This is a genomic window from Agromyces sp. NPDC055661, from assembly GCF_053618135.1.
This window is the reverse complement of record NZ_JBSHHC010000002.1, coordinates 784,764-805,790: the sequence shown is the minus strand read 5'-3', so window position 1 is coordinate 805,790 and position 21,027 is coordinate 784,764. Positions and strand designations below refer to the sequence as shown.

The following is a 21,027-nucleotide window of genomic DNA, read 5'->3' as shown; positions in this document are numbered from 1 at the left end:
CCGCCGACACGGGGCCCGCTGCGGCACGTGCTCTCAGCGAACATACGTTCGATTCTCGGCGTTCGAGGGGGCTCCCCGCCTACGTCAGGTGACCGGCCTTCTCCATCTGACGCAGCTCGCGCTTCAGCTCGGAGACCTCGTCGCGCAGCCGGGCCGCGAGCTCGAACTTCAGCTCGCCGGCGGCCTCCAGCATCTGGTCGTTGAGGTCGCGGATGAGGTCTTCGAGGTCGTTCGCGCCCTCGGCCGCGATGCCCTCGCGCCGGAGGTTCGGCACCGGCGCCTTGGCGCGGCCCTCGCGACCGGCGAGCAGCGCCGCCGTATCCGCCTCCTCGCGAGCGAGGACCTCAGTGATGTCGGCGATGCGCTTGCGCAGCGGCTGCGGGTCGATGCCGTTCGCGCGGTTGTACTCGAGCTGCCTGTCGCGACGACGCGTCGTCTCGTCGATCGCGGAAGCCATCGAGTCGGTGAGCACGTCGGCGTACATGTGCACCTCGCCCGACACGTTGCGGGCCGCGCGGCCGATGGTCTGGACGAGCGACGTCGACGAACGGAGGAAGCCCTCCTTGTCGGCGTCGAGGATCGCCACGAGCGACACCTCGGGCAGGTCGAGGCCCTCGCGGAGCAGGTTGATGCCCACCAGCACGTCGTAGACGCCGGCGCGCAGCTCGGTGAGGAGCTCGACGCGGCGGAGCGTGTCGACGTCGGAGTGCAGGTAGCGCACGCGCACGCCGGCCTCGGTGAGGAAGTCGGTGAGCTCCTCGGCCATGCGCTTCGTGAGCGTGGTGACGAGCACACGCTCGTCGCGCTCGGCGCGGAGCCGGATCTCCTCGAGCAGGTCGTCGATCTGGCCCTTCGAGGGCTTCACCACGATCTTGGGGTCGACGAGGCCGGTCGGCCGGATGATCTGCTCGACCACGCCATCGGCGACGCCCATCTCGTAGCGGCCGGGCGTCGCCGACAGGTAGACGGTCTGGCCGACGCGCGCCTTGAACTCGTCCCACTTGAGCGGTCGGTTGTCGAGCGCGCTCGGCAGCCGGAACCCGTGCTCGACGAGCGTGCGCTTGCGCGACGAGTCGCCCTCGTACATGGAGCCGATCTGCGGCACGGTGACGTGCGACTCGTCGATCACGACGAGGAAGTCGTCGGGGAAGTAGTCGAGGAGGCAGTGCGGCGCCTCCCCCGGCGCCCGGCCGTCGATGTGCCGCGAGTAGTTCTCGATGCCCGAGCAGAATCCGATCTGCTCCATCATCTCCAGGTCGAACGTCGTGCGCATCCGCAGTCGCTGCGCCTCCAGCAGCTTGCCCTCGCGCTCGAGTTCGGCGAGGCGCTCGTCGAGCTCGTCGCGGATCGTGCCGATCGCCCGCTGCATGACATCGGTGCTCGCGACGTAGTGGGAGCCCGGGAACACCGGCACCGCGTCGAGCTTCGCGACGACCTGCCCCGTGAGGGGGTGCAGGCTGTACAGCGCCTCGATCTCGTCGCCGAACATCTCGATGCGGATCGCGAGCTCCTCGTAGATCGGGATGATCTCGATCGTGTCGCCGCGCACGCGGAACGTGCCGCGCGAGAACGCGAGGTCGTTGCGCTGGTACTGCATCGACACGAACTTGCGGATGAGCCAGTCGCGATCGACCCGCTGACCCACCTGCAGGGGCATCATCGCGTTGAGGTACTCCTCAGGCGTGCCGAGGCCGTAGATGCATGACACGCTCGAAACCACCACGACGTCGCGACGGCTCAGCAGCGAGTTCGTGGTGGAGTGTCGGAGCCGCTCGACCTCGGCGTTGATCGACGAGTCCTTCTCGATGAAGGTGTCGGTCTGCGGCACGTACGCCTCGGGCTGGTAGTAGTCGTAGTAGGAGACGAAGTACTCCACCGCGTTGTTCGGCAGCAGCTCGCGGAACTCGGTGGCCAGCTGCGCCGCGAGGGTTTTGTTGTGCGCGAGCACGAGCGTGGGACGCTGCACCTGCTCGATGAGCCAGGCGGTGGTCGCCGACTTGCCCGTGCCGGTGGCGCCGAGGAGCACCACGTCGGTCTCACCGGCGTTGATGCGGCCGGCGAGGTCGGCGATCGCCGTGGGCTGGTCGCCGCTCGGCTGGTACTCGCTCACGACCTCGAACGGACGGACGGAACGCGTGGCCTGCATGCGTTCAAGTCTAGGTTCGCCCGCCGACACTCCACCCGGCGTGCGCCACGGGCGAACGCGGGTGGACGCGAGCTGCGGCATCCGCTCGACGCGCACCTACGCTCGCGCGCGCTCCTGGCGGATGCGCTGCCACAGCGCGTCGGTCTGGCTCATGGTGTGCGCCATCGATCCGTCGGTGTCGATGACCACGTCGGCGATCGCGAGGCGCGCGGTGTTGTCGACCTGGGCGTCCACCCGGGCCTCGGCGTGGATCGGGTCGTACCCGCGCTCCTCGACCAGGCGCTCGACCTGCGTGCGGCGCGGCGCGTTCGTCACGACGATGAGGTCGAAGGGGTGGTCGACGGATGCCTCGACGAGCAGCGGCACGTCGTAGACCACCACGGCGTCGGGGTCCTCGGCCTCGGCGCGCTCGATGAGCTTGCGCGACAACTCGCGGACCGCCGGATGCACGATCGCGTTGAGCCGCTCACGTGCCGCATCGTCGCCGAACACGAGCTCGCCGAGCTTCGGGCGGTCGAGCCGCCCGTCATGTCCCACCACGCCCTGGCCGAACTCGGCCACGATCGCGTCGAAAGCGGGCTTGCCGGGCTCCACGACGCGGCGCGCGAGGTCGTCGGCGTCGATGTGCACCGCCCCGTGCTCGACGAGGCGCCTGGCGACCGTGGACTTGCCGGAGGCGATTCCGCCCGTGAGACCGATCAGATACACGCTCCCCACTCTATCCATGCGACACTCGACCCGACGGCGACGCCGGGTCGATGGCCCGCACGGCTGAGGGGGTGTCGATGCTCGAGCTGCTGACCGGCACGGGTCTCGCGCTCGCGGCCGGGCTCAACGCCTGGATCCCGCTCGTCGTGCTCGGCGCGCTCGACCGATTCACGGGGCTCATCGAGCTCCCGGCGGCCTGGGCGTGGCTCGCGAACGAGTGGGTGCTCCTCATCCTCGTCGTGCTGCTCGTGTTCGAGTTCGTCGCCGACAAGGTGCCGGGGCTCGACTCGATCAACGACGTGGTGCAGACCTTCATCAGGCCGACGGCGGGCGGCATCGCGTTCGGATCGGGCGTCGGGGCGACCACCGTGGCGGTCACCGACCCCGAGACGTTCTTCGCCTCGCAGCAGTGGGTCCCGATCGCGATCGGCATCGTCCTCGCGCTCGGGGTGCACCTCGCGAAGGCCGCCGCACGGCCGATCGTGAACGCGTCGACGGCCGGCGTGGGCGCCCCCGTCGCGAGCGCCGCGGAGGACGCCGGCAGCTTCACCCTCGCGTTCGCCGCCATCCTCGCTCCGGTGCTCGTGCTGCTCGCCATCGTCGTGTTGGCGGCGCTCGTGGTCTGGCTGGTGCGCCGACGACGCCTCCGGCGCGAGCGCGCGGCGCAGCCGCCGGCTCCCACCGGCTGAGCCGGCGAGCACGCGACCCCGCGATTCCGGGCCGAGCGGGCGCCCGCAACGCCGGAAGGCCGGCCCCCGAGGGGACCGGCCTTCCGTTCGTCGCGTGCGACTAGTTGTTGCTCGAGAGCTTTTCGCGCAGTGCAGCGAGCGACGCGTCGTCGGCAAGGGTGCCGGCAGCCGCGGAGTCGCTCGAGTACGACGCCGAGCCTGCGAACGAGTCGTCGGAGGCAGCAGCAGCGTTCGCCTGGGCGACCTGCTTCTTGTGCGCCTCCCAACGAGCCTGGGCCGCAGCGTAGTCCTGCTCCCACTTCTCGCGCTGGGCCTCGAAGCCCTCGCGCCACTCGTTCGTCTCGGGGTCGAAGCCCTCGGGGTACTTGTAGTTGCCCTGCTCGTCGTACTCGGTGAGCATGCCGTAGAGCGCCGGGTCGAACTCGGTGCCCTCGGGGTCGACGCCCTCGTTGGCCTGCTTGAGCGAGAGCGAGATGCGGCGACGCTCGAGGTCGATGTCGATGACCTTGACGAAGACCTCCTCGCCGACCGACACGACCTGCTCGGCGAGCTCGACGTGACGGCCCGACAGCTCCGAGATGTGCACGAGGCCCTCGATGCCGTCGGCGACGCGGACGAACGCGCCGAACGGGACGAGCTTCGTGACCTTGCCCGGGGTGACCTGGCCGATCGCGTGCGTGCGGGCGAAGACCTGCCACGGGTCCTCCTGCGTCGCCTTGAGCGACAGGGAGACGCGCTCGCGGTCGAGCTCGACGGAGAGCACCTCGACGGTGACCTCCTGGCCGACCTCGACGACCTCGCTGGCGTGCTCGATGTGCTTCCACGACAGCTCGGAGACGTGCACGAGGCCGTCCACGCCGCCGAGGTCGACGAACGCACCGAAGTTGACGATCGACGAGATGACGCCCTTGCGGATCTGGCCCGGGTGGAGGTTGGCGAGGAACGTCGAACGCGACTCGGACTGCGTCTGCTCGAGGAGCGCGCGGCGCGAGAGCACGACGTTGTTGCGGTTCTTGTCGAGCTCGAGGATCTTCGCCTCGATCTCCTGGCCGAGGTACGGCGTGAGGTCGCGGACGCGGCGGAGCTCGATGAGCGAAGCCGGGAGGAAGCCGCGGAGGCCGATGTCGACGATCAGGCCGCCCTTGACGACCTCGATGACCTGGCCGGTCACGACGCCGTCGGCTTCCTTGATCTTCTCCACGTCGCCCCAGGCGCGCTCGTACTGCGCGCGCTTCTTCGACAGGATGAGTCGGCCTTCCTTGTCCTCCTTCTGGAGAACGAGGGCCTCGACGGTGTCGCCGACGCCGACGACCTCGCTGGGGTCGACATCGTGCTTGATGGAAAGCTCGCGGGAGGGGATCACACCCTCGGTCTTGTATCCGACGTCGAGGAGGACCTCGTCGCGGTCGATCTTCACGACGGTACCCTCGATGAGGTCGCCGTCGTTGAAGAACTTGAGAGTCTTCTCGACCGCGGCGAGGAAATCGTCAGCAGATCCGATGTCGTTGATCGCGACCTGCTTGGGCGCCTTGGTCGTTGCGGTTGTCATGTAGTGAATGCTCCGTAAAGGACAGAATCGAGCCCGTCGCGAAGGTGAGCGTTGATGATTTCCGCGGCGGGCATGCGGACAGGGATGTCACACGCGTGACGCTCCATCCTAGCCGACGGCGAGGGCCATCGGCAACCGGGCATCCAGCCGCCCGTCAGGGCGCCGTGAACACGAGATCGTCGATCGTCGCCGTCACGGGTGCGTTCGTCGCGGTGCTGGAGAGGTAGGTGCGCAGGCCGATGCCACCCGCGGCCTGCAGGCCGGCCGTGGCATCCGTCGCCGTTCGCTGCCACGCCGCCGGCTCGGGCGTGCCGGCCTTCCACACCTTGAGGTTGAGGGTCGTCGGCGAGGCGCCGATGACCTGCAGGCGCACGTTGAGGCGGTCGCCCGCGGCGTACACGAGCCCGGGGATGTTGATGGCCGGCGTGAGCGCGACCTCTCCCCCGCCGCTCGTGTTCACCCGGACGAGCGAGATGCCGACCGTCCCGCCGACGCGGAGCACGATCTTCGCCTGGTAGGCGCCCACGACCGTCACGCGGCGGCCGATCGCCGAGAGGAAGATGCCGGAGCCCGTGGGCGGCTTGTCGACGGCGATGCTGAACCGCAGGTCGCCTGCCTGCTGCGACGCGCCGTCGAGGTACGCGTTGAGGGTCCCCCCGAGCGTGGCCATCCGGAGTCGCCCGGTGCCACCCGTGACCGAGTACGACGAGCTCGCGCCCGTGAAGGTCCAGGGGCCGCCGACGTCGGCTGAGCCGAGTCCGTTCACGACCTCGCGCCCGAACGCGTCGGAGGCGATGACCGCCGGCCCGCCCGGATCGACGGCCGTCACGGTCGCCGTCGTCGACGCCGTGGCGCCGTCGTCGTCCGTGACCGTGAGCGTGATCGTGTAGCTGCCCGCCGCGGCGTAGGTGCGCGAGGCGGTGGCTCCGGTCGCGGTGCCGCCGTCGCCGAACTGCCATGCGTAGTCGGCCACCAGGCCGTCGGAATCGGTCGACGCGCTGCCGTCGACGGTGCAGCCGAGCCCCGCGCACGTCGGGGTGAACGCCGCGACCGGCGGCGTGTTGCCCGCCTGGCCCGCCGTGATCGTGAAGGCGTCGGTGTACGTGCCGCCCGTCGCGGGCAGGAATCGCGCCGTCATCGTGGTGGAGGTCGCCGAGACGTCGAGGTTGCCCCACGTCGGGTTCTGGTTGAGCCCGGAGGACGTGACGAAGTAGCCGGCCTCGGCATCGGTCGTCGTGACGTCGCGCAGCTGGATCCCGCCCGTGCCGACCGTCGCGAAGACGGTTCCGGCACCCCGCACGAGGTCGCTGTCGGCGTCGGCCACGCACGCGGGGTTGTAGCCGCCGATGGTGAGCGAGGTGCATCCGGCCCGCGTGACGAGCTGCTTGGAGCGCTGGTACAGGTGCTCGTGGCCGCCGAGCACGAGGTCGACGCGCTTCTGGAGCAGGAGGTTCACGAGGTCGGCGCCCGGGTCGCAGGTGTACTGCCCCATCGAGAGGCACGGCTTGTGCATGCCGACGACGACCCACGGGATGTTCGCGGCGCGGGCTCCGTCGATGGCGGCGGCGGTCCACTGGTACCGGGGCGAGCCGGCCGTGTACGTCCAGGCGCCGTCGGAGTAGACGAGCCCGGGCGAGATCCCGATGAACCGCACGAGTGGGGCGCCCTGCGGCACGTCGACGTAGTACTGCCGGCCGTAGGTGCCGACGACGCCCGGGAGCTGGTTCGGGAGGCAGGCCGAGAAGTCGTTGATGTTGCCGTTGAGGCCGTCGCTCTCGTGGTTGCCCGAGATGAGCTCGAACGGGAACCCAGCACCCACGCGCGCGGTCACGAAGTCGCACCAGGTCTGCTCGGCGCCGGTGGCCCCGTAGGAGAGGTCGCCCAGGGCGAGGTGCAGGTCGGGGTCGAGCGCGTCGACCTGGCTCAGGACCGCGGCCGACTCGGCCCGCGCCGCGATGTCGCCTGACGCGGTGAAGTGGACCGTGCCCGGCGTGGCCGCCGTTCGCGGCTGCACCGTGCTGCCGATCAGGGCCGCGGCGATCACGGAGGCGCCGGCTGCAGCGGCGATCAACGACTTGAGGGCACTCATGACCGCTCCTTGCACGTCGGGTTGACTCGTGCGAGGCGCGGCGGCGCGTCGTCTCCGCAGGGTCGGGCGCCGAGCGCCTCTCGTCGCATGCTAGCCGTCGGCTCGCCCGACCCACCAGTGTTCTTGAGGATTCCTCACCTCAACTGGGGGTCCGTGCGAAGCCGCCCAGACGTCCGAGCCGCCCGACCCGCGCGGGCGTCAGCTCAGGAGCGCACCGCGCAGCGTGTCGAGTCCGACACCGCCGAGGTCGAGCGCGCGACGGTGGAACTCGCGGATGTCGAACGCATCGCCCTCGCGGCGTGCGACCTCGTCGCGCAACTGCTCCCAGATGCGCTGGCCGACCTTGTAGGACGGCGCCTGGCCCGGCCAGCCGAGGTACCGGTTCACCTCGAACCGCACGAAGCCCTCGTTCATGTTCACGTTCTGCGAGAGGAACTCGAGCGCGTACTCCCCCGTCCACGGCCCCTGGCCGTCGGGACGGGATTTGCCGAGGTGCATGCCGATGTCGAGCACCACGCGCGCCGCGCGCATGCGCTGGCCGTCGAGCATGCCGAGCCGATCGGCTGGGTCGTCGAGGTAGCCGAGGCTCTCCATGAGCCGCTCGGCATAGAGCGCCCAGCCCTCGGCGTGGCCCGACGTGCCGGCCAGCTGCCGACGCCAGGTGTTGAGCTTGCCGCGGTTCACCACCGCCTGCCCGATCTGCAGGTGGTGGCCCGGAACGCCCTCGTGGTACACGGTGGTGAGCTCGCGCCAGGTGTCGAACTCGGTCACGCCCTCGGGCACCGACCACCACATGCGGCCCGGGCGGCTGAAGTCGTCGCTCGGACCCGTGTAGTAGATGCCGCCCTCCTGCGTGGGCGCGATGAGGCACTCGAGGGTGCGGATCTCGGCGGGGATGTCGAACTGCGTGGCGCCGAGCTCGGCGACGGCACGGTCGCTGGTCTCCTGCATCCACCGCTGCAGGGCGTCGGTGCCGTGCAGCTTGCGCGACGGGTCGCCGTCGAGGTAGGCGATGGCCTCGGCGACGGATGCCCCGGGCTTGATCTCCCGGGCGATGGACTCCTGCTCGGCGACCATCCGTGCGAGCTCCTCGATGCCCCACTCGTAGGTCTCGTCGAGGTCGATGACCGCGCCCAGGAAGCGGCGCGACTGCAGCGCGTACAGCTCGCGGCCCACGCCGTCGCGCTCGCCCGCGACGGGTGCGAGCTCGCCCTCGAGGAAGTCGGCGAGTGCGCCGTAGGCGGTCGCCGCCTCGGATGCTCCGCGCTCGAGCTCGCGACGCAGCGGCTCGGGGAGCTCCTCGTCGCCGGCCTTCGCGTGCTCGGCGAAGGTCGCGAAGAACCCGTCGGACTTCGCGATGCGCCGCGCCTGGGCGGCGACCTCGCGCACCTGCCGGACCGCGGGCACCACGCCCTCGCCGATGCCGGCGCGGAGCGTGGCCACGTAGCCGCCGATCGCGCGCGGCACCTCGCCGAGCCGGGACGCGATGCGCTCCCAGTCGTCGCGCGAGTCGGTGGCCATGATGTCGAACACCTCGCGGATCTCCTGCGCGGGGCTGGCGATCACGTTGAGGTCGCGCAGGTGCAGCTTCGCCTCGTCGCCCTCGAGGTCGAGCGCGAGCTCGCTGCCGAGGTCGGCGACCGTGATGCGATCGACGTCGTCGACCGGAGCGGCGGAACGGAGCGCCGCGAGCGCCCGTCGCGTCTCGTGCACGGCCCGATCGTGACCCTCGGGCGAGTAGTCGGCGAGCCGGTCGTCGGCGGAGGAACGGCCGATGTACGTGCCGACGGCCGGATTCAGCTCGACGAGGGTGTCGACCCACCCTTCGGCGATGCGGTCGACGTCGGACGGGGTGCGCTCACTCGATGCCATGGGAGCGAGCCTAGGGCACCCCGCCGACGCGCCGCGAAGGCCCGGGCGACGGCCTGGCCGACGGCCCTCGGCGGCGCGTGCAGACGCGCGAGCGGCGCGTGCGAGGGCGCGAGTGGGCCGGCCACGACCACGGATGCCGCGAGCCGCATGCGTCGGCTCGGGGCATCCGTGCCGCGCGGCTCAGTGGGCCGCGTCGTCCCAGTTGGCGCCGCGACCGATCTGCACGTCGAGCGGCACGAGGAGGTCGGCGGCGTGCGCCATTCGATCGCGCACGACCTCCTCGAGCACGTCGGACTCGCCCGGCGCGACCTCGAAGATGAGCTCGTCGTGCACCTGCATGAGCATGCGGCTCCGCAGCCCGCGACCGGCGATGTCGGCCTCGACGCGCGACATCGCGATCTTGATGATGTCGGCGGCCGAGCCCTGGATCGGCGAGTTGAGCGCGGCGCGCTCGGCGTTCTCGCGGAGCACCCGGTTGGGGCTGGAGAGGTCGGGGAACGGGCGACGGCGGCCGAAGATCGTCTCGGTGTAGCCGTCGATCCTCGCCTGCTCGACCACGCCGCGCAGGTAGTCGCGCACGGCGCCGAACCGCTCGAAGTACTCGCGCATGAGCTGCTGGGCCTCGGCCCGCTCGATGCGGAGCTGCTTCGAGAGGCCGAACGCGCTGAGCCCGTAGGCGAGGCCGTAGGACATCGCCTTCACCTTGGTGCGCATGAGGTTGGTGACGTCGGCCGGGTCGACCGAGAAGACCCGCGCGCCGACGAACCGATGCAGGTCTTCGCCTGCGTTGAACGCCTCGATGAGCCCGGGGTCGCCCGAGAGGTGCGCCATGATGCGCATCTCGATCTGCGAGTAGTCGGCGGTGAGCAGCTCGGCGTACTCGGGACCGTGCCGGAACGCCTCGCGGATGCGTCGCCCGTCTTCGGTGCGGATGGGGATGTTCTGCAGGTTCGGGTCGTTCGACGACATGCGCCCGGTGGCCGCGCCGATCTGGCCGTACGTCGTGTGGATCCGCCCGTCGGCGCCGATCGCCTTGTCGAGGGACTCGATGATCTGGCGGAGCTTCGTGACGTCGCGGTGCTCCAGAAGGTAGCCGAGGAACGGGTGCGGGTTCGACTCCTGCAGGTCGGCGAGTGCGTTCGCGTCGGTCGTGTAGCCGGTCTTCGTCGCCCGGGTCTTCGGCATGCCGAGCTGGTCGAAGAGGACCTCTTGGAGCTGCTTCGGCGAGCCGAGGTTGATCTCGCGGTCGATCTCGGCGTAGGCCGCCTCGGCCAGCGCCGCGGCGCGCGCCCCGAGCTCGCCGGAGAGCGTCGAGAGCTCGCCGTGGTCGACGGTGACGCCGCGCAGCTCCATGGCGGCCAGCACGTGCACGAGGGGCATCTCGACCTCGGCGAGCAGGCGGCGCGACTCCTCGGAGAGCGCGCGGAGCACGACGGGCGCGAGCCGGAGCGTGTACCAGGCGTACTCGGGCGCGCCGGAATCGCTGCCCTCCTCGGGCACGAGCATCGCCGGGTCGGCCTGCGGCACGGTCTCCCCGAGGTGGTACGACACGAGGTCGGACAGCGTCTTCTCTTGCAGGATCGGCCGCACGAGCCATCCGGCGAGGAGCGTGTCGAGTACGAGCCCGTCGATCGCGAGACCCGATCGCGCGAGCGCCTTCAGCTGCGGCTTCGCGTCGGTGAGGATCTTCGGCGCGTCGCTGCCCAGCCACACCTCGAACGGCGCCGTCTCGGGCGCGCCTGCCTGCCACGCGAGGTGCACCGACTCGTCGGCGGTCGCGATGCCCGCGCCGATCACGCGTCCGTCGACGACCTCGAGGCTGAGGCCGAGGCCCGCCGGCTCGGCGGCTGCGGCGCGCTCGAGCCACGCGGCGAGGTCGTCGCCGACCAGGCGCTGCGCGGTCGGCGCGGTGGGCGCCGGCCCGGACTCGACGACCTCGGGCTGGGCGGGCGCGGAAGCCGCGGCGGAAGCGCCGCCGCTGCCGTTGGCCTCGCCCGTGACGAGCTTCGTCACGCGCTCCATGAGCGTGCGGAACTCCAGCCGCTCGAAGATCGGCCGCACCGACTCGAGGTCGATCGGATGGGACTCGAGTTCGGCGATCTCGACGTCGAGCTCGACGTCGCGCACGAGCTGGTTCAGCTTGCGGTTGCGCACCGCGTTCTCGCGCCCGTCGCGCAGGTTCTGCCCGACGACGCCCTTGATCTCCTCGGCGTGCGCGAGGATGCCGTCGAGGTCGCCGTAGAGGCCCAGCCACTTCACCGCGGTCTTCTCGCCGACCTTCGGGATGCCGGGCAGGTTGTCGCTCGTCTCGCCGACGAGGGCGGCCACGTCGGGGTACTGCTCCGGGCGGATGCCGTAGCGTTCGACGACCGCGTCGGTGTCGTAGCGCTTGAGCTGCGAGACGCCCTGCGTGTTGGGGTAGAGCAGCGTGACGTCGTCGTTCACGAGCTGGATGGTGTCGCGGTCGCCCGAGACCAGGAGCACGCGGTACCCCTCGGCGGCGCCGCGCGAGGCGAGCGTCGCGAGGATGTCGTCGGCCTCGAAGTCCTCCTTCTCGAGCGTGCGCACGCCCATGGCGCGCAGCGCGTCCTGGAGGAGCGGGACCTGGCCCTTGAACTCGACCGGGGTCTCGCCGCGGTTGCCCTTGTACTCCGCGTACTCGCGCGTGCGGAACGACTGCCGCGACATGTCGAACGCCACCGCGAGGTGCGTGGGCTTCTCGTTCTGCAGCAGCAGGAGCAGCATCGACAGGAACCCGTGGATGGCGTTCGTGTGCTGCCCGTCGCGCGTCGAGAAGCTGTCGACGGGGAGGGCGTAGAAGGCGCGGAAGGCCAGCGAGTGGCCGTCGATCACGAGGAGGGTGGGCTTGTCTGCGTCCGGCACCCACCAAGACTACAAGCGACCGGTGACACCGATCTCACAGCGGGGCGGGCGACGGATGCCGCGGCCTCGGCCGTCGGCGGAGACGACGGATGCCGCGACGAACGGGTCGTCGCGGCATCCGCTGCTCGGGTTCTGGAGGCCCTACTTCTTGGGAGCGAGCTGTTCGATGATGGCCTGGGAGACGTCCTTCATGGTGAGGCGACGGTCCATCGACGCCTTCTGGATCCAACGGAACGCCTCGGGCTCGGTGAGGCCCATCTTCTCGTTGAGCAGGCCCTTGGCGCGGTCGACGAGCTTGCGGGTCTCGAAGCGCTCGACGAGGTCGCCGACCTCGGCCTCGAGCGCGATGATCTGGGCGTGCCGGGCGAGCGCGATCTCGATGGCCGGCAGCAGGTCGTTGGGGGTGAACGGCTTCACGACGTAGGCGAGGGCGCCCGCCTCGCTCGCCCGCTCGACGAGCTCCCTCTGGCTGAACGCGGTGAGGAGCACGACCGGCGCGATGTGGCCCTTCGAGAGCCGCTCGGCCGCCGAGATGCCGTCGAGCTGGGGCATCTTCACGTCCATGATGACGAGGTCGGGGCGCAGCTCGGTCGCGAGGGCCACGGCCGTCTCGCCGTCGCCGGCCTCCCCGACGACCTCGTAGCCGTTGTCGCGGAGGATCTCGACGATGTCGAGGCGGATGAGGGACTCGTCCTCCGCCACGACCACGCGGCGCGGCGCCGGCAGGGTCTGTTCGCTGTCTGTCACGCAGGAAAGCCTACGGTATTCTGAGCGGGGCCTCTGGCCGGTGTGGCGGAATGGCAGACGCGGAGCACTCAAAATGCTTTGCCCGAAAGGGCGTGTGGGTTCGACCCCCACCACCGGCACCTTCCGGGCGTGTTCACGCCGACGTCGGCCGGCCGGATGCCGCGAGGTACGCGTTGCGCTCGGCGATCAGCCGCTGCAGCCGCGGGCCGGCCACCGCCTCCGAGAGTCGCCCGAGCGGCGCCTCGAACACGACGTGGTCGATCATGAGGGTGCCGTCGCCCTCGGCGATGAACGCGTGCTCGTGCCGGTAGCTGCGGAAGGGGCCGCGCACCTGCTCGTCGACGAACCAGTTGGGCGCCTCGAGCTCGGTGATCCGGCTCGTCATGGTGATCGGCATGCCGAACTGCCGCGTGCGCCAGGTGACCTCCTCCCCCAGCCCGATGCGGCCGGAGGTGACGCCGCCGATCGCACGCTCGTGGCTGGCCGCCATCGAGGCGACGTGCAGGTCGATGCTGAGCGAGCGCTCGAACGCCTCCTCGACGGGCATCGCCAACGGCGTGCGGAACTCGAACTCGACGGTCACCACGACATCCTGCCATGGACGCGCCGACGGCCCGGTCGATCGACCGGGCCGTCGGGATCGGCTCTCGCCGAGGGCTTGGGCTAGAGCACCTCGCCGACGACGTGCACGCGCACGTCGTTGGTGGTGCCGGGGATGCCGGGAGGGGATCCCGAGATGATGACGACCTTCTCGCCGTTCACGGCCATGCCGGTCTTCGCGAGCACGTCGTCGACCTGGCCGACCATCTGGTCGGTGTGCGTCACGCGGTCCACGACGAACGACTCGACGCCCCAGTTGAGCGCCATGCGGCGCCGGATGGCGGGGTCGGGCGTGAACGCGAGGATCGGGATGACCGAGCGGATGCGGGTCATCCGACGCACCGACTCCCCGGTCTCGGTGAAGACGCAGAGGTACTTGGCCTCGACGAAGTCCGCCACCTCGACGGCGGCGAGCGTGATCGCGCCGGCCTGCGTGCGCGGCTTGGTGCCGAGCGGCGGGATGCGCTCGAGTCCGTGCTGCTCCGTCGACTCGACGATGCGCGCCATGGTCTTGACCGTGATCACCGGATACTCGCCGACGCTCGTCTCGCCCGACAGCATGACCGCGTCGGCGCCGTCGAGGATGGCGTTCGCGACGTCGGAGGTCTCGGCGCGCGTGGGCACCGGACTGTGGATCATCGACTCGAGCATCTGCGTCGCCACGATGACGGGCTTCGCGAGGCGACGGGCGATCTCGATGGCGCGCTTCTGCACGATGGGCACTGCCTCGAGCGGCAGCTCGACGCCGAGGTCGCCGCGGGCGACCATGATGGCGTCGAAGGCCTCGACGATCTCCTCGAGCGCGTCGACGGCCTGCGGCTTCTCGATCTTGGCGATGACCGGCACGCGACGGCCGACCTCGTCCATGATCTCGCGCACGCGCTCGACGTCGGCGGCGTTCCGCACGAACGAGAGGGCGATGAGGTCGGCGCCGAGCTCGAGGCCCCAGCGCAGGTCGGCCTCGTCCTTGTCCGAGAGCGCGGGCACGTTGACCGCGACGCCGGGGAGGTTGATGCCCTTGTTGTTCGAGACCGGGCCGGCGACGACGACCTTGGTCGTGACGACGGTGCCGTCGGTCTCGACGACCTCGACGCGAACCTTGCCGTCGTCGATGAGCAGGTGGTCGCCGGCCTTCACATCCTGCGGCAGGCCCTTGAAGGTCGTGCCGACGATCTCCTTGGTGCCGAGGATCTCCTCGGTGGTGATCTTGAAGATGTCGCCCTCGGCGAGCTCGTGGGGGCCGTTCTCGAACTTGCCGAGGCGGATCTTCGGGCCCTGGAGGTCGATGAGCACCGCGACCGCGCGGCCGGAGTCGTTCGCCGCCTTCCGGACGTTCTGGTAGACGCCCTCGTGCACGTCGTAGGTGCCGTGGCTGAGGTTCATGCGCGCGACGTCGACGCCGGCATCGATGATCGCCCGGATCTGCTCATAGCTCGACGTCGCCGGCCCGAGGGTGGCGACGATCTTCGCTCGTCTCATCTGGTGTGTGCTCCCGTGTTCCGCGCCGAGGCGCTGGGTTCGTTGGTCGTGGGTCGTGCGTCGCGCCGACGGCGCTCCGCGTGGGCTAGATCGCGAAGGCGCGGGCGTGCGCGGCGATCGGGCTCGGCAACTCGGTGTCGCCTTCAAGGTACCGGTCAACGGCGGATGCCGCAGCGCGGCCCTCGGCGATGGCCCACACGATGAGGGACTGTCCGCGTCCGGCGTCGCCGGCGACGAACACGCCCGGCTGGGCGGTGCTGTAGTCGGCGTCGCGGGCGATGTTGCCGCGGTCGGTGACGGGCAGCTGCAGCTGCTCGTCGAGCTCGCGCGTCTCGGGGCCGGTGAAGCCGAGCGAGAGGAGCACGAGGTCCGCGGGGATCTCGCGCTCCGTGCCCGCCTTCGGCACGCGGCGGCCGTCGAGGTACTCCGTCTCCGCGACGCGGATGGCGCGCACCTCGCCGGCGTCGTTCGCGAGGAACTCGACGGTCGAGGCGAGGTACTGGCGGACGCCGCCCTCCTCGTGCGCGCTCTGCACCTCGAACAGCGTCGGGTGCATCGGCCACGGCTGCTCGGACGGACGCGACGGGCTCGGCTGCTTGCCGATCGCGAGGTTCGTCACGGAGAGCGCGCCCTGGCGGTGCGCGGTGCCGATGCAGTCGGCGCCGGTGTCGCCGCCGCCGAGGACGACGACGTGCTTGCCCTCGGCCGTGATCTGGTCGAAGACCTCGTCGCCCGCGAGGTGGCGGTTCGACTGCACGAGGTACTCCATGGCGAAGTGCACGCCCGGCAGGTCGCGCCCGGGGATCGGCAGGTCGCGGGGCACGAGTGCGCCCGTGGCGACCACGACCGCGTCGTACCGCTCGCGGAGCTGCTCCCACGTGATGTCGACGCCGATGTTCACGCCCGCGCGGAAGCGGGTGCCCTCGGCGGTCATCTGCGCGAGCCGCGCGTCGAGGTGCTTCTTCTCCATCTTGAAGTCGGGGATGCCGTAGCGGAGCAGGCCGCCGATGCGGTCGTCGCGCTCGAACACCGCGACCGTGTGTCCGGCGCGCGTGAGCTGCTGCGCGGCGGCGAGCCCCGCCGGGCCCGAGCCGACGACGGCCACGGTCTTGCCGGTGAGGCGCCCGGGCGGCTGCGGCTGCACCCAGCCGTTGCCGAATGCCTGGTCGATGATCGAGACCTCGACCTGCTTGATCGTGACGGCGGGCTGGTTGATGCCGAGCACGCACGCCGACTCGCACGGAGCCGGGCAGAGGCGGCCGGTGAATTCCGGGAAGTTGTTCGTCGCGTGCAGGCGCTCGATCGCGGCGCGGCCCTCGCCGCGGTACATGAGGTCGTTCCACTCGGGGATCAGGTTGCCGAGCGGGCAGCCCTGGTGGCAGAACGGGATGCCGCAGTCCATGCAGCGGCCGGCCTGGCGGCGGAGCTGGGCGGGGTCGCCCTGCTCGTAGACCTCTTTCCAGTCCATGATGCGCACCGGCACGGGGCGCCGCTTGGGCAGCTCCCGCTCGGTGACCTTCAGAAAGCCCTTCGGGTCAGCCACCCGTCACCTCCATGCGGTTCATGGACACGGCTCGCGTCCACACCTCGGTCGTCTCAGCCACCCGTCACCTCCAGGATTCTGGTCCACACCACGTCACCGTCGGGGTCCAGCCCCTCGTCGACCGCGTTCTGGCGGGTACGGAGCACCGCCGCGTAGTCGCGCGGCAGCACCTTCGTGAAGCGGTCGAACGCGGCCTCGCCTTCGGCGAGCAGTTGCGCGGCGACCGCGGAGTCGGTCTGCTCGAGGTGCTGCTCGAGCAGGTCGCGCACGATCTCGATGTCGGCGCTCCCGAGCGGGAGCAGCTCGAGCTCGCCGGTGCTCAGCGCCTCGCGGTTCACGCGGCCCTCGCGCAGGCCGAGCACGTAGGCGGTGCCGCCCGACATGCCCGCGCCGAGGTTGCGGCCGGTTTCGCCGAGGATGAGCGCCAGGCCGCCCGTCATGTACTCGAGCGCGTGGTCGCCCACGCCCTCGACCACGGCGGTGGCGCCCGAGTTGCGCACGAGGAACCGCTCGCCGACGATGCCGCGGATGAACATGCTGCCGCGCGTCGCGCCGTAGCCGATCACGTTGCCCGCGATGACGTTGCGCTCGGCGACGAAGCCGCTGTCGCGCGAGGGACGCAGGATGAGCTGGCCGCCCGAGAGTCCCTTGCCGACGTAGTCGTTCGAGTCGCCCTCGAGGCGCAGCGTGATGCCGCTCGGCAGGAACGCGCCGAGCGACTGGCCGGCCGAGCCGGTCAGCGTCACGTCGATCGAACCCGACGGGAGGCCGTGCTCGCCGTGGCGGACGGTCACCTCGTGGCCGAGCATCGTGCCGACGGCGCGCTCGGTGTTGCGGATCGGCAGCGTGATCTCGACGCTGCCGCCCTGCTCGAGCACGATCGCACCGCGGCGGATGAGCTCGTTGTCGAAGTGCTCGTCGAGTTCGTGGTCCTGCTGGCGGAGGTTGCGGCGCGGCTCGGACTCCGAGAAGTCGGGGCCGACGAGCACGGGCGTGAGGTCGAGGCCCGAAGCCTTCCAGTGCTCGACCGCGCGGTCGACGTCGAGCAGGTCGCGGCGGCCGATGACCTCGTCGAGCGAGCGGTAGCCGAGCTCGGCGAGGTACTCCCGCACCTCCTGCGCGATGAACTCGAAGAAGTTGACCACGAACTCGGGCTTGCCCGTGAAGCGCTTGCGCAGCTCGGGGTTCTGCGTGGCGACGCCGACCGGGCACGTGTCGAGGTGGCAGACGCGCATCATGACGCAGCCCTCCACCACGAGCGGCGCCGTGGCGAAGCCGAACTCCTCGGCGCCGAGCAGGGCGCCGACGATGACGTCGCGACCCGACTTCAGCTGCCCGTCGACCTGCACGACGACCCGGTCGCGCATGCCGTTCAGCATGAGCGTCTGCTGCGTCTCGGCGAGTCCGAGCTCCCACGGCGTGCCCGCGTGCTTCAGCGAGTTCAGCGGGCTCGCGCCGGTGCCGCCGTCGTGCCCCGACACGAGGATGACGTCGGCGAGGGCCTTGGCCGTGCCGGCCGCGACCGCGCCGATGCCCGACTGGCTCACGAGCTTCACGTGCACGCGCGCCTTGGGGTTCGCCCGCTTCAGGTCGAAGATGAGCTGCTTCAGGTCTTCGATCGAGTAGATGTCGTGGTGCGGCGGCGGCGAGATGAGCCCGACGCCGGCGGTCGCGTGCCGCGTGCGCGCGACCCACGGGTACACCTTCGTCGGCGGAAGTTGGCCGCCCTCGCCGGGCTTCGCGCCCTGGGCGAGCTTGATCTGGATGTCGTCGGCGTGGGTGAGGTACATGCTCGTGACGCCGAAGCGACCCGAGGCGACCTGCTTGATCGCGCTGCGCCGTTCGGGGTCGAGCAGGCGGTCGAGGTCCTCGCCGCCCTCACCCGTGTTCGACTTGGCGCCGAGCCGGTTCATCGCGATCGCGAGGGTCTCGTGCGCCTCCTTCGAGATGGAGCCGTAGCTCATCGCGCCGGTGGAGAACCGCTTCACGATCGACTCGATCGACTCGACCTCGTCGATGGGGACAGGCGGCCGCACGCCCGTGCGGAGCGCGAACATGCCGCGCAGCGTCATGAGGTCCTCGGCCTGCGAGTCCACGAGCGAGGTGTACTCGCGGAACACGTCGTAGCGGCGGTTCCGCGTCGCGTGCTGCAGGCGGAACACCGTCTCGGGGTTGAAGAGGTGCGGCGACCCGTCGCGGCGCCACTGGTACTCCCCGCCCGTCGCGAGGCGCTCGTGCGCTCGCACGGCGACGTCCTCGGGATAGGCCACGCGGTGGCGGTGCACGTTCTCGGCCGCGATGACGTCGATGCCGACGCCGCCGAGCTTCGAGGTGGTGCCCGTGAAGTACTCGTCGATGAACTCCTGCGAGAGGCCGACGGCCTCGAACGCCTGGGCGCCCGCGTAGGACGAGATGGTCGAGATGCCCATCTTCGACATGATCTTCAGCACGCCCTTGCCGAGCGCCTTGATCACGTTGTGCACGGCCTGCTCGGGCGTGACGCCCGTGATGACGCCGGAGCGCACCAGGTCCTCGCAGGTCTCCATCGCGAGGTAGGGGTTCACGGCGGATGCCCCGAAGCCCACGAGCAGCGCGATGTGGTGCACCTCGCGCACGTCGCCGGCCTCGACGACGAGGCCGACCTTCATGCGGGTCTGCGACCGGATGAGGTGGTGGTGCACCGCGGAGAGCATGAGCAGCGACGGGATCGGCGCGAGGTCCTTGGTCGAGTCGCGGTCGCTCAGGACGATGAACGAGGCGCCCTCCTCGATGGCCTCGTCGACCTCGTCGCAGAGCTCGTCGAGCCGCGCGCGCATCGCCTCGGGGCCGTCGTCGACGCGGTAGAGGCCCTTCAGCGTCTTCGTGGTGCGCGAGCCGATGCGCGGGTCGATGTGCACGATCTTCGCGAGTTCGTCGTTGTCGATGACCGGGAAGTCGAGGACGACCTGGCGCGCGTGCTCGGGTCCGGCGTCGAGCAGGTTGCGCTCGGGTCCGAGCGAGGAGCCGAGCGACGTGACGACCGCTTCGCGGATCGAGTCGAGCGGCGGGTTCGTGACCTGCGCGAACTGCTGGGTGAAGTAGTCGAAGAGCAGGCGCGGACGCTTCGAGAGCACCGCGATCGGGGTGTCGGATCCCATCGCGCCGAGCGGCTCCTGGCCGGTGCGCGCCATCGGCGTGAGGAGGATCTTCACCTCCTCCTCGGTGTAGCCGAAGGTCTTCTGGCGACGGTTGACCGAGGCGGGCGGGTGCACGATGTGCTCGCGCTCGGGCAGCTCGGCGAGCCGGATGCGACCAGCGTCGAGCCATTCGCCCCACGGCTCGGATGCCGCGAGCTCGGCCTTGATCTCATCGTCCTCGATGAGGCGGCCGGCCTCGGTGTCGACGAGGAACATGCGTCCGGGCTGCAGGCGGCCCTTGCGGACGATCCTCGACTCGTCGATGTCGAGCACGCCGATCTCGCTCGCGAGCACGACGAGGCCGTCGTCGGTGACGAGGTACCGGCCGGGGCGGAGGCCGTTGCGGTCGAGCGTCGCGCCGACGAGCGAGCCGTCCGTGAAGACGATCGCGGCGGGGCCGTCCCACGGCTCCATGAGCATCGAGTGGTACTCGTAGAACTCCCGGCGGGTGGGGTCGATCTCGGTCTGGTTCTCCCACGCCTCGGGCACCATCATCATGACCGCGTGCGGGAGGCTGCGGCCCGAGAGCGTGAGCAGCTCGACGACCTCGTCGAACGAGGCCGAGTCGCTCGCGCCGGGCGTGACGATGGGCAGGATCGGGTCGAGGTCGCCGAGCAGCTCCGACTCGAGCTGCGACTGGCGCGCCCGCATCCAGTTGCGGTTGCCCTGGATCGTGTTGATCTCGCCGTTGTGCGCGATCATGCGGAACGGCTGCGCGAGCGGCCACGACGGGAACGTGTTGGTCGAGTAGCGCGAGTGCACGAGCGCGAGCTTCGACGCGAACCGCTCGTCGGAGAGGTCGGGGTAGAACGGCTCGAGCTGGAGCGTCGTGACCATGCCCTTGTAGACGAGCGTGCGGCACGACAGCGACGCGAAGTAGAGCTCGATCTCGCGCTCGGCGCGCTTGCGGAGCCGGAACGCGAGCCGGTCGAGGGCGATGCCCGAGAGGCGGTCGCCCTCGGAGGTCGTCGCCGACGACTGCACGTAGAGCTGCTGCACCACGGGCATGGCGGCGCGGGCCAGCGTGCCGAGCTCATCGGGCCGAACTGGCACCTCGCGCCATCCGATGACCTCGAGCCCCTCGGATGCCGCGAGCTGCGCGAGCCGGCGCTTGACGCTCGAGCGCGTGGTGGGGTCGACGGGGAGGAACGCGTTGCCGACCGCGTAGGAGCCCGCATCCGGCAGGCCGAACGGCACGACCGCGCGGAGGAACGCGTCGGGGACCTGGGTGATGATGCCCGCACCGTCGCCGGTGCCGGCGTCGGAGCCGACCGCTCCGCGGTGCTCGAGGTGTCGCAGCGCGTCGAGTGCGGCCGTGATGATGTCGTGCCCCGCGGTGCCGCGGAGCGTCGCGACCATCGCGAGGCCGCAGGCGTCCTTCTCGGCGGCGGGGTCGTACATGCCCTGCGCGTCGGGAACGAGACCGAACCTCGAGAAGGGTGGAGTGAGCGACACGTGGACCGTCCTCATCAACTAGATAACAGCGGGGGACGTCGTCGGCCCATCGAAGGGATGTCGCGACGCATGGTGCGGCGTCGCGTCGGAG

At 70.5% G+C, this 21,027-nt stretch carries 12 protein-coding genes and 1 tRNA gene; 2 read left to right on the top strand and 11 right to left on the bottom strand.

What is annotated here, in order from left to right:
• Positions 1 to 79 precede the first annotated feature (79 nt).
• Both uvrB and coaE read right to left on the bottom strand, forming a co-directional pair.
• Complete coding sequence (gene uvrB, locus ACWGO8_RS17320; protein ID WP_452044221.1) at positions 80 to 2,146, bottom strand: excinuclease ABC subunit UvrB; 2,067 nt, start codon at positions 2,144 to 2,146, stop codon at positions 80 to 82.
• A 96-nt stretch (positions 2,147 to 2,242) separates the two neighbouring features.
• Positions 2,243 to 2,854, bottom strand: coding sequence for a dephospho-CoA kinase (gene coaE / locus ACWGO8_RS17315; protein WP_452044220.1), 612 nt, complete (start codon positions 2,852 to 2,854; stop codon positions 2,243 to 2,245).
• Between the two features lie 77 nt (positions 2,855 to 2,931).
• Here coaE and ACWGO8_RS17310 point away from each other — a divergent pair, with 77 nt between their 5' ends.
• Positions 2,932 to 3,543: a DUF4126 domain-containing protein gene (locus ACWGO8_RS17310; RefSeq protein ID WP_452044219.1), complete on the top strand. Its 612-nt coding sequence runs from the start codon at positions 2,932 to 2,934 to the stop codon at positions 3,541 to 3,543.
• Between the two features lie 100 nt (positions 3,544 to 3,643).
• Here the strand turns inward: ACWGO8_RS17310 and rpsA are convergent, their stop codons facing one another.
• The 5 genes from rpsA to ACWGO8_RS17285 all read right to left on the bottom strand — a co-directional run bounded on the left by rpsA (position 3,644) and on the right by ACWGO8_RS17285 (position 12,683).
• Entirely contained in the window at positions 3,644 to 5,092 is a 1,449-nt protein-coding gene (rpsA, locus tag ACWGO8_RS17305; protein ID WP_452044218.1) for a 30S ribosomal protein S1, read from the bottom strand.
• 154 nt (positions 5,093 to 5,246) lie between these two features.
• Positions 5,247 to 7,181, bottom strand: a complete 1,935-nt coding sequence (locus tag ACWGO8_RS17300; protein ID WP_452044217.1) for a PKD domain-containing protein — start codon at positions 7,179 to 7,181, stop codon at positions 5,247 to 5,249.
• Positions 7,182 to 7,379: 198 nt separating this feature from the next.
• Positions 7,380 to 9,053: a DUF885 domain-containing protein gene (locus ACWGO8_RS17295; protein WP_452044216.1), complete on the bottom strand. Its 1,674-nt coding sequence runs from the start codon at positions 9,051 to 9,053 to the stop codon at positions 7,380 to 7,382.
• Positions 9,054 to 9,233: 180 nt separating this feature from the next.
• Entirely contained in the window at positions 9,234 to 11,936 is a 2,703-nt protein-coding gene (gene polA, locus ACWGO8_RS17290; RefSeq protein ID WP_452044215.1) for a DNA polymerase I, read from the bottom strand.
• 141 nt (positions 11,937 to 12,077) lie between these two features.
• On the bottom strand, positions 12,078 to 12,683 hold the full coding sequence (locus tag ACWGO8_RS17285; protein WP_452044214.1) for an ANTAR domain-containing response regulator: 606 nt from the start codon (positions 12,681 to 12,683) through the stop codon (positions 12,078 to 12,080).
• Positions 12,684 to 12,719: 36 nt separating this feature from the next.
• Here ACWGO8_RS17285 and ACWGO8_RS17280 point away from each other — a divergent pair.
• Positions 12,720 to 12,802: transfer RNA gene (locus tag ACWGO8_RS17280), tRNA-Leu, on the top strand.
• A gap of 14 nt (positions 12,803 to 12,816) precedes the next feature.
• On the opposite strand, the gene ACWGO8_RS17275 is transcribed toward ACWGO8_RS17280, so the two are convergent.
• The 4 genes from ACWGO8_RS17275 to gltB all read right to left on the bottom strand — a co-directional run bounded on the left by ACWGO8_RS17275 (position 12,817) and on the right by gltB (position 20,951).
• Entirely contained in the window at positions 12,817 to 13,266 is a 450-nt protein-coding gene (locus ACWGO8_RS17275; protein ID WP_452044213.1) for an SRPBCC family protein, read from the bottom strand.
• Positions 13,267 to 13,346: 80 nt separating this feature from the next.
• The gene (gene pyk / locus ACWGO8_RS17270) at positions 13,347 to 14,762 is read right to left on the bottom strand and encodes a pyruvate kinase (RefSeq protein ID WP_452044212.1); all 1,416 of its coding nucleotides are present in this window, start codon (positions 14,760 to 14,762) and stop codon (positions 13,347 to 13,349) included.
• Between the two features lie 85 nt (positions 14,763 to 14,847).
• Entirely contained in the window at positions 14,848 to 16,305 is a 1,458-nt protein-coding gene (locus ACWGO8_RS17265; protein WP_376954837.1) for a glutamate synthase subunit beta, read from the bottom strand.
• Between the two features lie 53 nt (positions 16,306 to 16,358).
• On the bottom strand, positions 16,359 to 20,951 hold the full coding sequence (gene gltB / locus ACWGO8_RS17260) for a glutamate synthase large subunit (RefSeq protein WP_452044211.1): 4,593 nt from the start codon (positions 20,949 to 20,951) through the stop codon (positions 16,359 to 16,361).
• Positions 20,952 to 21,027 lie beyond the last annotated feature (76 nt).